This is a genomic window from Hyphococcus sp. (assembly GCF_041986965.1).
Lineage (GTDB): Bacteria > Pseudomonadota > Alphaproteobacteria > Caulobacterales > Parvularculaceae > Hyphococcus.
In genome coordinates this window covers 675,805-691,975 of record NZ_JBHIXB010000001.1, presented here as the reverse complement: position 1 = coordinate 691,975, position 16,171 = coordinate 675,805, and the positions used below count along the sequence as shown (strand labels likewise).

17 protein-coding genes are annotated in these 16,171 nt (G+C 60.7%); 6 read left to right on the top strand and 11 right to left on the bottom strand.

Annotated features, from left to right (window positions below):
• Positions 1–43: 43 nt before the first annotated feature.
• Both ACFC5L_RS03425 and rsmI read right to left on the bottom strand, forming a co-directional pair.
• A complete protein-coding gene (locus ACFC5L_RS03425) occupies positions 44–421 on the bottom strand; it encodes a YraN family protein (RefSeq protein WP_375201682.1) in 378 nt (125 codons plus the stop codon).
• Positions 418–1,302: a 16S rRNA (cytidine(1402)-2'-O)-methyltransferase gene (rsmI, locus tag ACFC5L_RS03420; RefSeq protein ID WP_375201683.1), complete on the bottom strand. Its 885-nt coding sequence runs from the start codon at positions 1,300–1,302 to the stop codon at positions 418–420. Before rsmI ends, ACFC5L_RS03425 begins: the two co-directional genes overlap by 4 nt.
• A gap of 121 nt (positions 1,303–1,423) precedes the next feature.
• On the opposite strand from rsmI, the gene ACFC5L_RS03415 reads away from it, so the two are divergent.
• From ACFC5L_RS03415 to ACFC5L_RS03405, 3 genes are read left to right on the top strand one after another with little or no spacing between them, the layout of a single operon-like run.
• Complete coding sequence (locus ACFC5L_RS03415) at positions 1,424–2,797, top strand: penicillin-binding protein activator (RefSeq protein ID WP_375201684.1); 1,374 nt, start codon at positions 1,424–1,426, stop codon at positions 2,795–2,797.
• A 25-nt stretch (positions 2,798–2,822) separates the two neighbouring features.
• Positions 2,823–3,554: a hypothetical protein gene (locus ACFC5L_RS03410; protein WP_375201685.1), complete on the top strand. Its 732-nt coding sequence runs from the start codon at positions 2,823–2,825 to the stop codon at positions 3,552–3,554.
• Positions 3,555–3,593: 39 nt separating this feature from the next.
• Positions 3,594–3,794 (top strand): DUF2905 domain-containing protein, encoded by a 201-nt coding sequence (locus tag ACFC5L_RS03405; protein WP_375201686.1) that lies wholly within the window; start codon positions 3,594–3,596, stop codon positions 3,792–3,794.
• A 3-nt stretch (positions 3,795–3,797) separates the two neighbouring features.
• Here ACFC5L_RS03405 and ACFC5L_RS03400 read toward each other — a convergent pair whose 3' ends face one another.
• From ACFC5L_RS03400 to ACFC5L_RS03370, 7 genes are all read right to left on the bottom strand, one after another.
• Entirely contained in the window at positions 3,798–4,238 is a 441-nt protein-coding gene (locus ACFC5L_RS03400; protein ID WP_375201687.1) for a hypothetical protein, read from the bottom strand.
• Between the two features lie 18 nt (positions 4,239–4,256).
• Positions 4,257–4,736 (bottom strand): dUTP diphosphatase, encoded by a 480-nt coding sequence (dut, locus tag ACFC5L_RS03395; protein WP_375201688.1) that lies wholly within the window; start codon positions 4,734–4,736, stop codon positions 4,257–4,259.
• Positions 4,737–4,880: 144 nt separating this feature from the next.
• Positions 4,881–5,279 (bottom strand): F0F1 ATP synthase subunit epsilon, encoded by a 399-nt coding sequence (locus ACFC5L_RS03390; protein ID WP_375201689.1) that lies wholly within the window; start codon positions 5,277–5,279, stop codon positions 4,881–4,883.
• Positions 5,280–5,285: 6 nt separating this feature from the next.
• Positions 5,286–6,719 (bottom strand): F0F1 ATP synthase subunit beta, encoded by a 1,434-nt coding sequence (gene atpD, locus ACFC5L_RS03385; RefSeq protein WP_375201690.1) that lies wholly within the window; start codon positions 6,717–6,719, stop codon positions 5,286–5,288.
• A gap of 44 nt (positions 6,720–6,763) precedes the next feature.
• Positions 6,764–7,645, bottom strand: coding sequence for a F0F1 ATP synthase subunit gamma (locus tag ACFC5L_RS03380; RefSeq protein ID WP_375201691.1), 882 nt, complete (start codon positions 7,643–7,645; stop codon positions 6,764–6,766).
• 22 nt (positions 7,646–7,667) lie between these two features.
• Positions 7,668–9,197: a F0F1 ATP synthase subunit alpha gene (gene atpA, locus ACFC5L_RS03375; RefSeq protein ID WP_375201692.1), complete on the bottom strand. Its 1,530-nt coding sequence runs from the start codon at positions 9,195–9,197 to the stop codon at positions 7,668–7,670.
• Between the two features lie 5 nt (positions 9,198–9,202).
• The gene (locus ACFC5L_RS03370; protein ID WP_375201693.1) at positions 9,203–9,775 is read right to left on the bottom strand and encodes a F0F1 ATP synthase subunit delta; all 573 of its coding nucleotides are present in this window, start codon (positions 9,773–9,775) and stop codon (positions 9,203–9,205) included.
• A 290-nt stretch (positions 9,776–10,065) separates the two neighbouring features.
• On the opposite strand from ACFC5L_RS03370, the gene ACFC5L_RS03365 reads away from it, so the two are divergent.
• Together ACFC5L_RS03365 and ACFC5L_RS03360 are read left to right on the top strand one after the other, a co-directional pair.
• Positions 10,066–11,256, top strand: coding sequence for a hypothetical protein (locus tag ACFC5L_RS03365; protein ID WP_375201694.1), 1,191 nt, complete (start codon positions 10,066–10,068; stop codon positions 11,254–11,256).
• A 114-nt stretch (positions 11,257–11,370) separates the two neighbouring features.
• Positions 11,371–12,120 (top strand): hypothetical protein, encoded by a 750-nt coding sequence (locus tag ACFC5L_RS03360; RefSeq protein WP_375201695.1) that lies wholly within the window; start codon positions 11,371–11,373, stop codon positions 12,118–12,120.
• Here ACFC5L_RS03360 and ACFC5L_RS03355 read toward each other — a convergent pair.
• A complete protein-coding gene (locus ACFC5L_RS03355; protein ID WP_375201696.1) occupies positions 12,117–12,674 on the bottom strand; it encodes an acyloxyacyl hydrolase in 558 nt (185 codons plus the stop codon). The two genes, ACFC5L_RS03360 and ACFC5L_RS03355, sit on opposite strands and share 4 nt — an antisense overlap.
• A 139-nt stretch (positions 12,675–12,813) precedes the next feature.
• Between ACFC5L_RS03355 and ACFC5L_RS03350 the strand changes: the two genes are divergently transcribed.
• On the top strand, positions 12,814–13,866 hold the full coding sequence (locus ACFC5L_RS03350) for an acyltransferase family protein (RefSeq protein WP_375201697.1): 1,053 nt from the start codon (positions 12,814–12,816) through the stop codon (positions 13,864–13,866).
• On the opposite strand, the gene ACFC5L_RS03345 is transcribed toward ACFC5L_RS03350, so the two are convergent.
• Entirely contained in the window at positions 13,863–16,085 is a 2,223-nt protein-coding gene (locus ACFC5L_RS03345; protein ID WP_375201698.1) for a primosomal protein N', read from the bottom strand. The genes ACFC5L_RS03350 and ACFC5L_RS03345 overlap by 4 nt on opposite strands.
• Between the last annotated feature and the right edge of the window lie 86 nt (positions 16,086–16,171).

Here is a 16,171-nt window from a genome sequence, read left to right as displayed (position 1 = left end):
CATGGGACCGTTCGCAGGTAATGAAAACCGGGGGCGCCTAGCGCTAGTCGCCGTCGCGCCAGGCGTCCGGCAGATGTTTGAGCCGCCAGCCTGCAACCGCGACGATATCGTAACGCGTGGCGCAATCTGCAAGGTCCGGGCGGCGCGACAGAAAAAGCACCGCCGCCGCCGCGATGCGCCGCCGGGCCGCATAGGTCACCGCCTCAATCGCCGCGTCATGACGCGCCCTCGCCTTCACTTCCACAAAGGCGAGAAGCCTGCCCCGCCGCGCCACAAGATCGACCTCGCCCAGCGGTGTTTTGTGACGGCTGGCGATGATTGAAAACCCTTTGAAGCGCAACAGCATCGCCGCCAGCCATTCGGCGCGCCGGCCGCCGCGTTCAGCGAACTGGCGAGACTTGCGGGACGGCGCCGCGCTCATCCGGCGCCTTTCAGTTGCAGCGCACGGGCATAAGCCTCCTTGCGCGGAATCGAAAATTGTTCGGCCGCCGCGGCGGCGGCTTCCTTGACGCCGCCTTCGCCAAGCGCCGCGATTAAAAACGCGTCTATGTCGCCCGCGTCAGCGGCTTTTTCCTCCGGCGGGAAAACGACAATCACGATTTCACCCTTTGGCGGCGCATCTTTATAGGCGCTGGCGAGTTCGCTGAGCGCTCCTTCGCGAAACTCTTCGTGAAGCTTTGTCAGCTCGCGCGCGACGACGGCTTTCCGGTCGCCCAAAACCGTTTCCATGGCGGCAAGCGCATCGCCGAGGCGCGGCGCCGTTTCATAGAAAATCAGCGTCGCGTCGACCTTTGCGATTGTTTCCAGCGCCTTGCCGCGCGCGCCCTGTTTTGCGGGTAAAAATCCGGCGAAGAAAAACCGGTCGCTTGGCGCGCCGGCGGCGGACAAGGCGGCGATAGCCGCGCTCGGCCCCGGAAGCGGAAAGACCGGAACACCGGCGTCGCGCGCATCGCGCACCAGCTTGTAGCCCGGATCGGAGATCAGCGGCGTTCCCGCATCGGAAACGAGACAGATGACGGCGCCGTCTTGCAGATTTTTAATAATCTCGGGCCGGACCTTCGCCGCATTGTGGTCGTGATAGGGCGAGCGCGGCGTCTCCACCCCATAAGCGGCGCAAAGCTTGGCTGTCTGGCGGGTGTCCTCACACAAAATGAGATCGGCTTTTTTCAGAATATCGACGGCGCGATAGGTAATGTCGGCGAGATTGCCGATAGGCGTCGCCGTCACATAAAGGCCCGGTTCCGGAGGTAAGTCTTTCATCGACATGGAATAAGGGATGGCCGGGGCGGCGCGCGAAGACAAGCCCTCAACGCCGGGGGCCCAAACCAGGGCTTCTGGCCGTTTACGCGGGGCCCGGGCCCGGCTAGTCTCGCGCCCGACCACAAGGCCCCGAAAGCGGGCGGAAAATAAGGGATTTCAGGGGATGCGGTTCAGTCTCACAAAGACCACCAAGGCGGGCGTCAAGGCAGGGATCGCCGGCGCGCTGTTGGCGCTGATGGCGGCCTGCGGCTCCACCGGACCGACGCGGCCTTCAGGACCGGTGATCGCACGCCCCGACGAACCGCTTCCCGATCAGGATACGATCTATGAAGAGGGCGGCCTTTTTGAAGAAGCGGAGCGTTATGACCGCCGCAACTTCATGCGCCCGCCGCATATGGATGGCGAGGACCCGGTGCGGGTCGGTTTGCTGCTTCCTTTCTCATCGGATAACGAAGCCGCCCGCCGCATCGCCGCCGCCATGTTCGACGCCGCGCAGCTCGCCGTGTTCGACGCAGGCGAAAAGAATTATCTCCTTATCCCGAAGGACACGCGCGGCGACGCGGAAGGCGCCGCCGCCGCCGCACGCTCAGCGCTCGCGGACGGCGCGGAAATCATTCTCGGGCCCCTGTTTTCAGAATCCGTTGACGCCGCCGCCATTGTGACGCGCGCCGCCTCAACGCCGATGATCGCTTTTTCTTCCGACCTTAAAGCGGCGGGCGATGGCGTCTTCCTTCTTTCCTTCCCTCCGGAACTCGAAATCTCGCGCGTCACAGAATACGCCATGAACCAGGAGATGGTGCGGTTCGGCGTCCTGGCGCCGATGACAAATTATGGCGACCGGGTCTCCGGCGCGTTCGCCGAAGAAGTCTTCGCCCGCGGCGGCGTCATCGTTCACGAAGAACGCTATGTTCAAGAGCCCGATGAAATGCTCGCGCCAGCCAAACGTCTGGCGCAATATTCGAAAGAGATCATCCCGCTGGAAATGCGCCACGGCTATGAGGGCGACCGCACGAAACCGGTCGCGGAAAACGCCAGCGCCGAAGCCGGCTACACCCAGGGCTATCAGGCGGTGTTGATGCCGGAACAGGGAACGCTTCTGCGCGCGCTCGCGCCGCTTCTTCCTTACTACAATGTCGACATCAACCGGGTGAAAATTCTCGGCGTTTCCTCGTGGAACAATCCCCGCCTGACGCGCGAACCGGCGTTGCGGGGCGGCTGGTTCGCCGCGCCCGACCCGACCATCACGGCGAGCTTTGAAAAGCACTATGAAGACGCGTTCGGCGCCAATCCGCCGCGCCTTGCGTCGCTTGCCTATGACGCAACATTGCTGTCGGCGCGTCTCGCCGCCAATGGCCGGCGCCGCGACCGGTTCTCCGAAGACGCCATCGCCGACCCGAACGGATATTTCGGCGCGGACGGCCTCTTCCGCCTCAACGCCGACGGCACCGTGGAGCGCGGCCTTGCGATCCTCGAAATCCAGCCCGGCGGCATTCAGGTGATCGACCCGGCGCCGCGCAGCTTCTCCCCGGGCTACTAAGCCCCATCCGAGTACGGAGTAAAAATTGAACTTTTCCTTTTTCCGCGCCGCTGCAGCGGTCTGCGCTTTCACGCTGTTGCTTTCGCCCGCAAGCGCCGAGACCGCGCCTGAAGGAACGAGCCTCACGCTCCTGACTCAGGCGGCGCAAAAAGCCGAGGACTTCGCCCATTATCGCTACGCCTATACGGTGGAGCACTGGACCCGCAATGGCGAGAACGAAACAACACTTACGCTGCGCTTCGATCCGCGCCTTGAAGGCGACGCGCGCTGGCAGGTCCTGACGCCCGCAGAAGAAGCGCTCAACAAGCCACAGCAGAAAGCGCTGAAACAACTGCGCAAGGGCGAGATGGAGGACAGCCCCATCCTCTATGACAGCCTCGACGACATGATCGGCGACGCTGAGCTTGTTTCCGAAAGCGAGACCGAAGCCGTCTATGTGGCGCAGCTTGACGATGATGACGCGCCGAAAGACGCGCTTGAGGTCTTCATCACGCTCAACAAACCGGGCGCCTATATCTCCTCCATCGAACTCAAATCAAAAAAGCCTTTCAAGCCTGCGCCCGTGGCCAAGGTGAAAAAACTTGTCCAGACCCAGCGCTTCGCCGCGCCCGAAGGCGACGGCCCGGCGCTGATCGTCACCAGCGAGGCGCATATCGAAGGCGAGGCGATGTTCAAATCCTTCTCCACCGATACGCGCCAGACCTTTTCCGGGATCGAACAAGTGGAAGTTGCGGTCGAGGAAAGCGACGAAGGCTAAGCGCTTTCTCGCACGCGCCTGAAGGCCTATATTAGCGCAATGCAGAAATTCCTGATCACCGCCGGGATCATTCTCCTCGTCACCGGGCTGTTATGGCCGGTGATTTCGAAATTGGGATTGGGCCGTCTGCCCGGCGATATTGTGATCAAGCGCGAGGGTTTTGCGTTTTATTTCCCGCTGACGACGATGATTATTATTTCAATCGTCCTGACGCTGATTTTCAGGTTTTTCGGAAAGTAACTTCTAAGCAAGACGTCGCAGTTGAGGCGAATAAGCGTCAGGCCTTTCCGCCAAACGCCGGGACATGAGCGGACTCGCCGTTAGCGCTGCGCGGACGAAGCTTTCCCACGCTTTCCTGTCATTCCCGTCGAAATTGCCGCCCTGAATGGCGATGTGTTCGAGATAGTTGAGAAACAGCTCGGCGATAGTGAGTGCTCGATTATATTCCGGATGTGCAGGATCGATGTCGGCGCCGTCAAAGAAAAATGGCCGCAATTGCGGATAGGCGACGAGATGCTCACGGAAATCCGCTGCCTGATCATAGATCGCCGATTGCGCGCTGCTACGGACGGAGCGCCCTAACTGCCGCACCTGAACAATGATAAAAATAAACCCGATGACCGTGGCGGCGAGACCGGCAAGATCAATATAGTTTTCGAATGTTTCAGGATCCAAGCCGAACATGAAGCCCCCGATTGACAATCAAACCCCGGTTGACCCAAACCCGCCAGCGCCTCGCGCCGTGTCGTCAAGCTCGTCCACTTCCTCGAACGCCGCCTGGAAAACCGGGGCAAAGACCATCTGGCCGATGCGGTCGCCGCGATTGATGACAAAGTCTTGATCCCCGTGATTGATGAGGATGACCTTCAGCTCGCCGCGATAATCGGCGTCAATGGTGCCCGGCGCATTGACGCAGGCGATGCCGTGTTTCGCGGCGAGGCCGGAGCGCGGGCGCATCTGCGCCTCCCAGCCCGGCGGCATGGCGATGGCGATGCCGGTCGGGACCATGAAGCGTTCCCCCGGTTTCAGGGTCAGCGGTTCCGTCAACGCGGCGCGCACATCGCAACCGGCGGCAAGCTCGGTCTCATAACGCGGCAGGTCGAGCCCGGCCCCATGGGGAAGGCGCTTCACCCGCACGCTCAGCGCAATTTCAGTTTGCGGCTTCAAGGCGGTCGCAGACATGGAATTCTCCTCGGTCATTCGAAACGGACTATCGCCTGACTCGCACCGGATTGTTTCCCCAATTTATCCCCGGATTTTTCCCATGCCGGGGCAAAAGAAAAGGGCGCCGAAGCGCCCTCAACCTCTTTGCATGCAAGGAAAGCCTTAGAGCGCCGTCTGAAGCTCTTTCAACTGCTTCAGCTCCATCTCGGAGTGGCGGCGCGTTTCCGGCAGCGTGTCCGCGTCCGCGAGATCTTCCTCGCAGTTCTTGATGCGCCGGGCGATACTGTCGGCGTCAAGATCCTTCACCATCACCGCCTCTTCGGCGAGGACCGTGAGGCCCGCCGGCGAAATCTCGGCGAAGCCGCCGCGCACGAAGATGCGCGTTTCTTCCGAGCCGTCCTTCACCCGGACAACGCCGGGCGCAAGGATGGTCATCACCGGGGAATGCTTCGGCAGGACGCCGAGCGTGCCTTCGGCGCCCGGAATATCGACCTGGTCCACATCCGTGGACATCAGTTCGCGTTCCGGCGAGACGAGACTGAAGTGAAGCTTGTCAGCCATGATCCGTTACGCCGCTTCCGCTGCAAGACGTTCGGCTTTTTCAAGCGCTTCATCGATGGAGCCGACCATGTAGAACGCCGCTTCCGGCAGGTGGTCATAATCGCCCGCGACGAGGCCCTTGAAGCCTTTGATCGTGTCTTCAATGGAGACGAGCTTGCCCGGCGAACCGGTGAAGACTTCGGCGACGTGGAAGGGCTGCGACAGGAAGCGCTCAACCTTGCGCGCGCGCGCGACGACGAGTTTGTCTTCTTCGGAAAGCTCGTCCATGCCGAGGATCGCGATGATGTCCTGCAGCGCCTTGTAACGCTGGAGAATGCCCTGCACGTCGCGAGCAACCTGATAATGCTCTTCACCGATGACGCGCGGGTCGAGAATGCGCGACGACGAGTCGAGCGGGTCCACAGCCGGATAGATGCCTTTTTCCGCGATGGCGCGGTTCAGAACCGTCGTCGCGTCGAGGTGCGAGAACGACGTCGCCGGCGCCGGGTCGGTGAGGTCGTCGGCCGGCACGTAGATCGCCTGCACCGAGGTAATCGAGCCTTTGGTTGTCGTCGTAATGCGTTCCTGCATGGCGCCCATGTCGGTGGCGAGCGTCGGCTGATAGCCCACCGCCGAGGGGATGCGGCCGAGAAGCGCCGACACCTCGGAGCCCGCTTGGGTGAAGCGGAAGATGTTGTCGACGAAGAAGAGAACGTCCTGTCCCTGATCGCGGAAATGCTCCGCAACGGTGAGGCCAGTCAGCGCAACGCGCGCGCGGGCCCCAGGAGGCTCGTTCATCTGGCCATAGACGAGCGCCGCTTTGGAGCCTTCCGTCTTGCCGCCGGTTTCTTTCGGGTCGACGTTCACTTTGGATTCGATCATCTCCCAGTAAAGGTCGTTGCCTTCCCGGGTGCGCTCGCCGACGCCGGCGAACACGGAGTATCCGCCATGCGCTTTCGCGATGTTGTTGATGAGTTCCATGATGAGAACGGTCTTGCCGACGCCCGCGCCGCCGAAGAGGCCGATCTTGCCGCCTTTCGCGTAGGGGCAAAGGAGGTCGACAACCTTGATGCCGGTGACGAGGATTTCCGCTTCCGTCGACTGCTCAACAAAGGACGGCGCTTCCTGGTGAATGCCGCGCTTGGTTTCGTGCGGGATCGGGCCCTGTTCGTCCACCGGCTCGCCGATGACGTTCATGATGCGCCCGAGCGTGCCGTCGCCTACGGGCACGGAGATCGACGCGCCCGTGTCCGTCACTTTCGCGCCGCGCACGAGACCCTCGGTGGAGTCCATGGCGATGGTGCGGACGGCGTTTTCGCCGAGATGCTGCGCCACCTCAAGGACGAGGCGGTTGCCGTTATTGTCAGTTTCCAGGGCGTTCAAAATCGCCGGCAGACCGTCGTCGAAAACGACGTCCACGACAGCGCCGATAACCTGACTGATGCGGCCTTCGTTGCTCATGACTTCTTCCTTCAGCTGTTCGTCTATCTTCGGGGCTTCGGCCTTTAAAGGGCTTCGGCGCCGGCGATGATTTCAATCAATTCGGTGGTGATCTGCGCCTGGCGGGCGCGGTTATATCTCAAATTCAGCTTGTCGATCATTTCGCCGGCGTTGCGCGTGGCGTTGTCCATGGCGGACATGGAGGCGGCCTGTTCCGACGCGACGTTTTCGAGCAACGCGCGGAAGACCTGCACCGCCACATAACGCGGCAAGAGCGCCGTCAGAATGTCCTGCTCGTCCGGCTCATATTCATAGATCGCGCCGCCGAGGTCCGGCGTTTCAACGCCTTCCGGCGCCACAGCCGGAATGATTTGCTGCGCGGTCGGGACCTGGGTGACGACGTTTTTGAACTTGCCGTAGAACAAGGTCGCCACATCGAACTCGCCCGCATCGAACATCGAGAGGACTTTTTCGGCGATTTCATGGGCCTCGGCGAAACCGACCTGTTTAATGTCGACGAAGTTTGTCTTCCAGACAATCAACTCGCCATAAAGCCGCTTTAGCTGGTCATTACCCTTACGGCCGACAGTGACGATTTTCACCTTTTTGCCTTCGCCCTGAAGCTTCGTAATGCGCTCGCGCGCAAGCCGGACGATGGACGAGTTGAAGCCGCCGCAAAGGCCCTTGTCGGCCGTCGCCACAATCAGGAGATGCGTTTCGTCCTTGCCGGTGCCCGAAAGCAGCTTCGGCGCGTTCGGATTGCCCTTGGCGCTGGCTGACAAATTGGCGAGCACCGCCTCCATCCGCTCCGTATAGGGACGAGCTTCGGTGGCGCGCTCTTCGGCCCGGCGCAGCTTCGCCGCGGCGACCATCTGCTTCGCCTTGGTGATCTTCTGCGTCGACTTGACCGACGAGATCCGGTTTTTGAGGTCCTTAAGAGACGGCATTGCGTCGCCTTTTCGTCCTTACTTACGCGAAGTTTTTCGTGAATGTGTCGAGAGCCGCTTTCAGCTTGTCTTCGACATCCTTCTCAAGCTTGCCGGTTTCACGGATCGTCTTGAGAATGTCGCCATGGTCGGCGTGCATCTTGCGGAGAAACTCCGCTTCGAATTCCTGCACCCGGTCCTTGGCGATCTTGTCGAGATAGCCTTGGGTCCCTGCGAAGATCACGCAAACCTGCTCTTCCACCTGAAGCGGCGAGAACTGCGCCTGCTTCATGAGTTCGGTGAGGCGGTCGCCGCGGTTCAGGATGCGCTGGGTCGTTGCGTCGAGATCGGAGCCGAACTGCGCGAAGGCGGCGAGTTCGCGATACTGCGCAAGCTCACCCTTAATCTTACCGGCGACCTGCTTCATCGCCTTGATCTGCGCGGAAGATCCCACGCGCGACACCGACAGACCGACGTTCACCGCAGGACGAATGCCCTGGAAGAAGAGGTCCGTCTCAAGGAAGATCTGACCGTCGGTGATCGAAATCACGTTGGTCGGAATATAAGCCGACACGTCGTTCGCCTGCGTCTCAATGATCGGCAGCGCCGTCATGGAGCCGAGGCCATTGTCTTCGTTGAGCTTCGCAGCGCGCTCAAGCAGGCGCGAGTGAAGATAGAAAACGTCGCCAGGATAAGCTTCGCGGCCCGGCGGACGGCGAAGCAGGAGCGACATCTGGCGATAGGAAACGGCCTGTTTCGACAGGTCATCGTAAATGATGAGCGAGTGCATGCCGTTGTCGCGGAAATATTCGCCCATGGCGCAGCCGGAGAACGGCGCGAGGAACTGGAGCGGCGCCGGCTCGGACGCCGTCGCGGCGACGACGATGGAATATTCAAGGGCGCCATTGTCTTCGAGCGTCTTGACGATCTGCGCGACGGTGGAGCGCTTCTGCCCGATGGCGACATAGACGCAGTAGAGTTTTTTCGACTCGTCGTCGCCCTGGTTCGCCGTTTTCTGGTTGAGCATGGCGTCGACGCAGATCGCGGTCTTGCCGGTCTGGCGGTCGCCAATGACAAGCTCGCGCTGGCCGCGGCCGACCGGGATCATGGCGTCAATAGCCTTGATGCCTGTCTGCACCGGCTCGTGCACGGATTTGCGCGGCAGGATGCCCGGCGCTTTCACGTCCACAAGGCGGCGCTCGGTCGATTCAATCGGGCCCTTGCCGTCAATCGGATTGCCGAGCGGGTCGACAACACGGCCAAGCAGCCCCTTGCCCACCGGCACGTCCACAATCGCCTTGGTGCGCTTGACGGTGTCGCCCTCGCCGATGGCGCGGTCGTCGCCGAAGATCACGACGCCGACATTGTCAGCTTCGAGGTTCAGCGCCATGCCTTTCACGCCGTTGGCGAACTCGACCATCTCGCCGGCCTGGACATTGTCGAGGCCGTAGACGCGCGCGATGCCGTCGCCGACCGACAGCACCTGGCCGATTTCCGAGACTTCGGCGTCCTTGCCGAAGTCCTTGATCTGCTGTTTCAGAATGGAGGAGATTTCCGCCGCATTGAGTTCCATGTCGCTCAGGCCTTTTTCATTACGGTCTTCAAACGATTAAGTTTGGTCTTCAAGGATGCGTCGACCATTTGGGAGCCGATCTTGACGACAAGACCGCCCAGCAAATCCGGGTCGACGCGGGTTTCGAGATTGACCGCCTTGCCGACCAGCGCCTCGATCTCAAGGCGCAGGGCCTTAACCTGATCGTCGGTCATGGGGGCGGCGGTCGCAGCCTCGGCGCTCACTTCGCCGCGGTGATCGGCGGCGAGCGCGCGGAAGGCGCGGATCATGTCGGTAAGCGCAAACAAGCGCCGGTTCTTGGCGATGAGCTTCAGGAAGTTCGTCACCAGCGCGCCAAAGCCCGCTTTTTCCGCCAGCGCCCCGATCGCAGAAAGCTGATCGTCGCGGTCATAGACGGGGCTGTTCAAAAACGCCTTCAAGTCTGGCGATGCGTCGATCGCGCCCTGAAGGGTTTTAAGCTCGCCTTCGACGGCCTCAAGCGAGCCTGCTTCCAGCGCAAGCTCAAAAAGCGCTGAGGCGTAACGGCCGGCGACTCCGGAAACGGGGGCGAGATTTGCTGACGCGGTGCTGGTCGACACTGGCGCTTTTCGCTCCTGACACATTGGACGCCGCCGATGGGGGCGTCTAAGTTTTTGAAATTACATACGAAAAGAAGACGACGTCCGGTAACAGCCGCGCCTTCCTCATGAGATCGCGCGAGGGCGTAGCATGGGCCCCGCCGCGACGCAACAATTGCCGGTGCGGCGGAATGGCGATCTTTTCAGACCGCTGTCACCAACCCACGGTTGCACTCCCCGGAAAAGTGTCGAAAGCTTGCGCGCGGGCGTCATCACACGCCCATGGGGCTTGTTGTTTGGAGGGGGCTTTTATGTTCCGCGCACCGCGCTTTTGGCGCTTTTTTATCTCATTTTTTCTGGCGCTCGGCATTTCAGCCGCCGCAGCAGCGCCGGCCGCTGCGCAAGAAAAAGCAACCACACCCGACGCCATCTATGACGTTGACCTTTCTTCGGACGGAAAAAGCTACGCCATTCTGCGTGAGTTTCAGGGCCAGACGATCGTCGCCATTTATGACGCGGATGATGCAACCAAACCACCGCTGGCCGTCGGGCTTGGCGACCTGCCGACCTGGGATTTCGCATGGGGCGGCGACAGCCATGTCCTGGTTCGGGTCAGCGCAGAGCGATCCGGACTTCGCACCACTGACGGCCTTCAAACGATACGCTTTTCCCGCTGGATGGTGATCGACAAGGACACCGGCGAACTCCACACCGTGTTCGGCAATGAGACCGGTCAGGACTATGGGTATTTTATCGGCTCCTCGGGGGATCTTATATCCACCTTGCCTGACAAACCCGGTCATGCGCTCTTTGCGAGAACAAGCGTCTCCATCAGCTTGACCCGCCCAAGCCGGCTGGAGCAAGGGGCGGACGATTTAACTTACTCCCTACAGGAACTAAATCTGAAACGCACAAGAGCGCGCGAAGTCGAGAGTGGCGATGAGGAGACGGTCGACTGGGTGGTGACTGAATCAGGTGACGCTATCGCTCGAATTGATTCTCCTCATGAAGACCGTCTCACTGTGTTTGCCAGCCCCTCCGGCAAGGGCGGGTTTAGCAAGATCGCCGACATCAAGTATGATGAAAGCCCATATAGTAAGGTCCAGTTTTATGGCCTCACGACAGACGGGGACGCCATTCAGGCGCGCGTCACGGAAGATAGCGGCGCTCAAAAAATGATGGCGCTGGATCTTCACTCCGGCGAGTTTTCAAAAGTTTTGTACGCGCCGGCCTCCGGCTACATTCAAGACGTTGTCTATGATCACCGCAGCGCAGCAGCGTCCGCCGTCATCAGTAGCAACGGCGTTCACCACCTCGACCCCGCGGAGGAAGATATTGCCGGGAAGCTGGAAACCGCCGTGCCCGGATCAACGATGCTGATCCTGTCGCAATCCGTGGGCGGCGCGCGCCTGATCGCAAAAGCATTCATGCCTGACGGCAAGGCGCAGTATTATTTCTATGACGCGCCCGGAGGACGCCTCGAACTGATCGCGGCCGAATAAGCGACGTCGACAGGCATATCGGTCAATGAAGCATAGCCTGCCTGCACCCGACTCTAAGGCGCCCTAGAGATAACAAAGCTAATGGGATTGCTGGGGGATATAAAAAACAGACTTTTGGCGCGCTATAAAACCGGCGTTGTTTTTCTCCATGCGCAAAAATGCGGCGGGTCTTCGCTGGAGACGGCGCTGTTTCAGCATTATCGCCTGTCGCGGGAACGCATTCTTCCGATTGAAGCGCGTTATGCTGTGCGATCTATCAATCATGGGCCAAATTCGTCTCTGCCGGAAACCGAAGCGAGCATAGAGCGCCAGTTTCTTCTCGCTTATGCATTGCAACGCGGCGTCAAATGCGTAACCGGGCACGCGCCGTTTGATCGCGCGCTGCAACAGCAATATGGCGACACTCACAAATTCATCACCATTCTTCGCGAGCCGGTAGAGCGATTCTGTTCGCATTTACGCTATGCCTATGACAGCGGCATGGAAACATCCGCCGGCGCTGACATAGACGCATTTCTCGACAGTCGCCGTGCGCGTTATTTTGGCGGCCTTTACGCCTATCATTTCGGCGACTGGCGCGATCCCGATACGCCCGTAATGCGAAAGCACATAGACGACGCCCGGCAGAACATTCTCGGCCTCGATGCTGTGGGCTATCTCGACCGGCTGCCGGTTTTTCTTGAGGAAATCAACGCGTTTCTCGGCGCTAAAATCGTCATGGGTCACCAAAACAAAACGACGGAGCGCAAAACGTCATTTCGCGGCGACTTCACGCCAGCGCAGATGGAGAAAATCCGCAAGCTCTGCGCGCCCAGCATGGAAATTTATGAAACTGTGCGGGAAAAGCGCCCGCCCTTCCCTTAAAAGGAGAGGCCGACGCGCACACCGAGATGGTCAAGGCCTTCATTGTCGGAGCACAGACCGGCGTTGGAGATGTGGTTCCAGTGGACGGATGCGGAAACACGGTCGGTTAGGTTATAGCCTGCATCAGCGGCAAGGCGGAACAAGGCGCGGCACCCGAAAAAGATGGTGTCATCGACGCGCGCGGCGTCTGCGACAGGATCATAACGATCGGTCTCGCCATCATGGACCGTAACGCCAAGGCCGGCGGAAACAAACCAGCGCGAAATATCGGCGCGCCATTCAAGGCCTGAATAAAACTGGCTGGTGGCGCCTTCCTGTGTTGCGATGCTTGCGCCGATCACGGGGCGCGGCTTGGCCAGCACCGACAAAAATCGCGGCGATGAAAACACCGCCTCGCCATTGAGCGCGACCCCGCCCTCCTTCGAGGACCCAAAGCCGCAACAGCTATGAGCGAGCACGCCGAAACGAAGCTCGTCGAGCTCGACCGCCCGGGCCTGACTTGCAAATGAAGCCATGGCGAGCGCTGCAATGATGATGCGCGTAAGTCGTTTCATTTCCCGTCCCGCATAAAAAAGCAGGACATATTAGACCCATAAAGGGTTAACCTAGCGTTTACCGAAACCGCCGAAGGAGGCTCTGCGGCCCGCTTCTTGCTCTGTGAAGGGCGCTTTTCGCCGATATTCCAAGGCCAGTATGACGCCCGCCTCACCCCAGATGACGACCGTTCATTCGATCCAGTTTCTGCGCTTTGTCGCGGCGGCGCTCGTGGCCGCCTATCACGCCTTTCATTTCGTGGATTTGAATGTGATCGCGATGGGCGCACGCCTGATGCATTTTGCAGCCGCCGGCGCTTCAGGCGTTCATATCTTCTTCGTCATCAGCGGCTTCATCATGGTGTGGACAAGCGAAGGCAAATTCGGCAAGGCGGCGAGCATCGGTGGATTTGCGCGGCGCCGCTTCATCAGAATCTATCCCATCTACTGGGCGCTGGCGGCGATCAACATTGTCATCGCAGCGGCGTTTCACCTGGGCTTTCCGCAAAGCGTCAGCGACGCCGTTGGCGCAACGCTGCTCGCGCCCGGCCATTCCTCCAAACTCATTTTCGTCGGCTGGCCCCTCACTTTCGAGCTGTTCTTTTATGGCGTCTTTGCTGTGCTGCTGCTCTTGCCCAAACGCCTCAGCGTCATTGCACTTTCAGTTCTCTTCACCAGCCTCGCCGCGATCGGCGTGCTGTTCCATCCGGCGCATCCAACCTTGCATGTCGCAACCAATACGCTGTTGCTGGAATTCGTCATGGGCGCATGGATCGCGGTGATCGCAAGATCGGATATTCCCTTGCCGCGCTGGGGCCCGCCTGCGATGGCGGCGTTCGGGATCGCCGGCTTCATTGGCGCGGCGATCATCGGCCCGGCGGCCCTGCCGACAGTGATCAGCTATGGGGTTCCCAGCGCGCTATTGATCTGCGGCATGGTGCTGATGGAAAAACAGGGACGCCTGTCAAAGACCGTCAAACGCTTCACGCCGCTGGGCGACAGTTCCTATTCTCTCTATCTTGTACATGCGATGATCCTGCCGCCGGCGACAATGCTGGCCGCGGGCCTTTTTGGTGCAACTTACTGGGCGGCTTTTGCGCTCGCCATTGTGCTGACGCTTTTCTGCATCGTCTTTGCCCATGGCGTTTATCTGTGGCTTGAGCGCCCGCTGATAAAAACCGTCAGAAATTTCATCACTCCACGAAAAGCCTAGAGGAAAGAATAAGGGTTGATGTCGACAGTGACGCGCACCGGGCCCGGAACTTTCACCTTCGCCAGCCAGTCTGCGAGATAGGCTTGCAGGCTGACATTGCGCTTCGCCTTAACAAGCAAGCGCATCCGAGCGACGCCGCGAAGCCGGTAGATCGGCGCGCGCGCCGGGCCCAAAACCTCAACGCCATCCGCATAAGGCGCCGACGCTTTCAAGGCGTTCGCCGTCTTGTCTAATGCCTGCTCATCGAGAGATCGCAAGGTTACGGCGGCGAGCCGTCCATAAGGCGGAAAGCCCAGATCGCGGCGGCCGATCGCTTCGGCAGCCAGAAAAGCGTCACGATCACCGGTCGCAAGCGCGGCAAGCACCGGCGCATCAGGCTGGTAAGTCTGCAGGAACGCGCGGCCCGGTTTTTCAGCGCGGCCCGCCCGGCCCGTCACCTGACTGAGTAATTGATAGGTCCGCTCCGCCGCTCTGAGGTCACCGCCGGCAAGCCCGAGATCAGCATCGACAACACCAACAAGCGTGAGGTTTGGAAAATGATGGCCTTTCGCCGCCACCTGGGTTGCGATCAGAATATCGATCTCGCCCGCCTTCATGGCGTCAAGCACTTCACGCATGGATTTCGGCCCCGGCGCCGTATCGGAAGACAAGACCGCAATGCGCGCTTCGGGCCAGCGTTCCTTAGCCTCTTCGGCGACGCGCTCAACGCCGGGCCCGCAAGGCGTCAGCGCATCGACAGCGTTGCAGACCGGGCAAGCTGACGGTTTCGGCATGGAGAACCCGGTGTGATGACAGACGAGCCGGTTTTCGAACCGGTGCTCGACCAGCATGGAGTCCGAGCCCGGGGCCGTCATCTTGTGGCCGCAGCGCCGGCACAGGGTCAGCGGCGCATAGCCGCGACGGTTCAGGAACAAGAGAGACTGTTCGTGTACAGATAAATTACGATCGATTTCACGAACAAGCGCCGGCGACAGCCATCGCCCCTGCTCCGGCGGGTCTTCACGCATGTCGATCAGGCGAATGTCCGGCATCGCCGCATCGGCGAAGCGGGACGAAAGCCCCACTGCGTCATAGCGGCCTTCATCGACATTGACGACGGTTTCAAGGGACGGTGTCGCGGAAGCGAGCGCAACCGGAAAACCGGCGAGACTGCCGCGCGCCACGGCCATATCGCGGGCGTGATAGATGACGCCTTCTTCCTGTTTATAGGCGTTGTCATGCTCTTCATCGACGACGATGAGCCCCAGTTTTTTAAACGGCAAAAACAGCGCCGACCGGGCGCCCACGACAAGCCGCGCGCTCCCTTCGGCAACGCGCCGCCAGGTGCGCCGTCTTTGCGCGGCCGTCAGGTCCGAATGCCAGGGCGCGGGCGCGGCGCCAAAACGCTCCTCGACGCGCGTCAGAAAGGGGAGCGTCAGCGCGATTTCAGGGAGCAGGATCAACGCCTGCGCCTCCGGGTCTTTTTTCAACGCCGCGACGACGGCCTCAAAATAGACTTCCGTTTTGCCGGATCCGGTCACGCCATCAATCAGGACCGCCTTGTGGCCACCTTCAGCGATGACATCCGTCAGCGCATCTGCGGCAAATTGCTGATCGTCGGAAAGCGCGGGCCCTTGCCGCTCGAGATCCGGCGGATCGAAAGGCGGGTCGGGATCCACCTCGACACGGGTGAGGGCGCCGGCGTCAGCAAGGCCGCGGACCACCGCCTCGCTAACCTCGGCGGCGGACGCAAGCTCGGAAGCGAATTGCGGCGTCTGCGAGGCGGCGGCGAGCACGGCCTTGCGTTGCGCCGTGATCCGCAATCCCTCCGGCGTCCCTGCGCGGACATACGCCGTCTGCATGCGCGGGCCTTCCAGCGCATCGGAAACCCGCATCACCATCCTCAGGAGCGCGCCCTTCGGAAACATCGTATAAGCCGCCGCCCAGTCGATGAACGCGATCAGCTCCGGCGAAAGCGCCGGCGCATCGAAAACTCCCGCCAGCTTTTTCAGCTTTTCAAGCGGCGGAGCCTCGCCTTCGGACGGCCAGACCACGCCTGTCACCTCGCGCGGGCCGAAAGGCGCTGTCACAAACGCCCCCAGAGGCGGGGCCCCGCCTTCGCAGGCGTAATCATAGGCTTTGGGCAGCGGCATGGGGAAAAGCACGCTCACACGCCCGCCCGATGGCGGCGCAGCGCCGTCTTCAGAGCTGTTTTCCGTCGGGGGTGAAGCCTTATTCATCTCTGATGCGCTTGATCCTCGGGTCAGTTTCGGCTGAATTACGCGCCAAACAAAGCGCCATTGTGGCGATGAGTAATTTTCGGGCC

Bases quoted from the DNA above. Each gene is read 5' to 3' on its own strand.
- ACFC5L_RS03390 (WP_375201689.1), bottom strand. From the start codon at position 5,279: ATGGCTGACAAGCTTCACTTCAGTCTCGTCTCGCCGGAACGCGAACTG.
- ACFC5L_RS03425 (WP_375201682.1), bottom strand. From the start codon at position 421: ATGAGCGCGGCGCCGTCCCGCAAGTCTCGCCAGTTCGCTGAACGCGGC.
- ACFC5L_RS03400 (WP_375201687.1), bottom strand. From the start codon at position 4,238: ATGTTCGGCTTGGATCCTGAAACATTCGAAAACTATATTGATCTTGCC.
- ACFC5L_RS03355 (WP_375201696.1), bottom strand. From the start codon at position 12,674: ATGAAACGACTTACGCGCATCATCATTGCAGCGCTCGCCATGGCTTCA.
- ACFC5L_RS03365 (WP_375201694.1), top strand. From the start codon at position 10,066: ATGTTCCGCGCACCGCGCTTTTGGCGCTTTTTTATCTCATTTTTTCTG.
- ACFC5L_RS03380 (WP_375201691.1), bottom strand. From the start codon at position 7,645: ATGCCGTCTCTTAAGGACCTCAAAAACCGGATCTCGTCGGTCAAGTCG.
- atpA (WP_375201692.1), bottom strand. From the start codon at position 9,197: ATGGAACTCAATGCGGCGGAAATCTCCTCCATTCTGAAACAGCAGATC.
- ACFC5L_RS03350 (WP_375201697.1), top strand. From the start codon at position 12,814: ATGACGCCCGCCTCACCCCAGATGACGACCGTTCATTCGATCCAGTTT.
- ACFC5L_RS03405 (WP_375201686.1), top strand. From the start codon at position 3,594: ATGCAGAAATTCCTGATCACCGCCGGGATCATTCTCCTCGTCACCGGG.
- atpD (WP_375201690.1), bottom strand. From the start codon at position 6,719: ATGAGCAACGAAGGCCGCATCAGTCAGGTTATCGGCGCTGTCGTGGAC.
- ACFC5L_RS03345 (WP_375201698.1), bottom strand. From the start codon at position 16,085: ATGAATAAGGCTTCACCCCCGACGGAAAACAGCTCTGAAGACGGCGCT.
- ACFC5L_RS03415 (WP_375201684.1), top strand. From the start codon at position 1,424: ATGCGGTTCAGTCTCACAAAGACCACCAAGGCGGGCGTCAAGGCAGGG.
- dut (WP_375201688.1), bottom strand. From the start codon at position 4,736: ATGTCTGCGACCGCCTTGAAGCCGCAAACTGAAATTGCGCTGAGCGTG.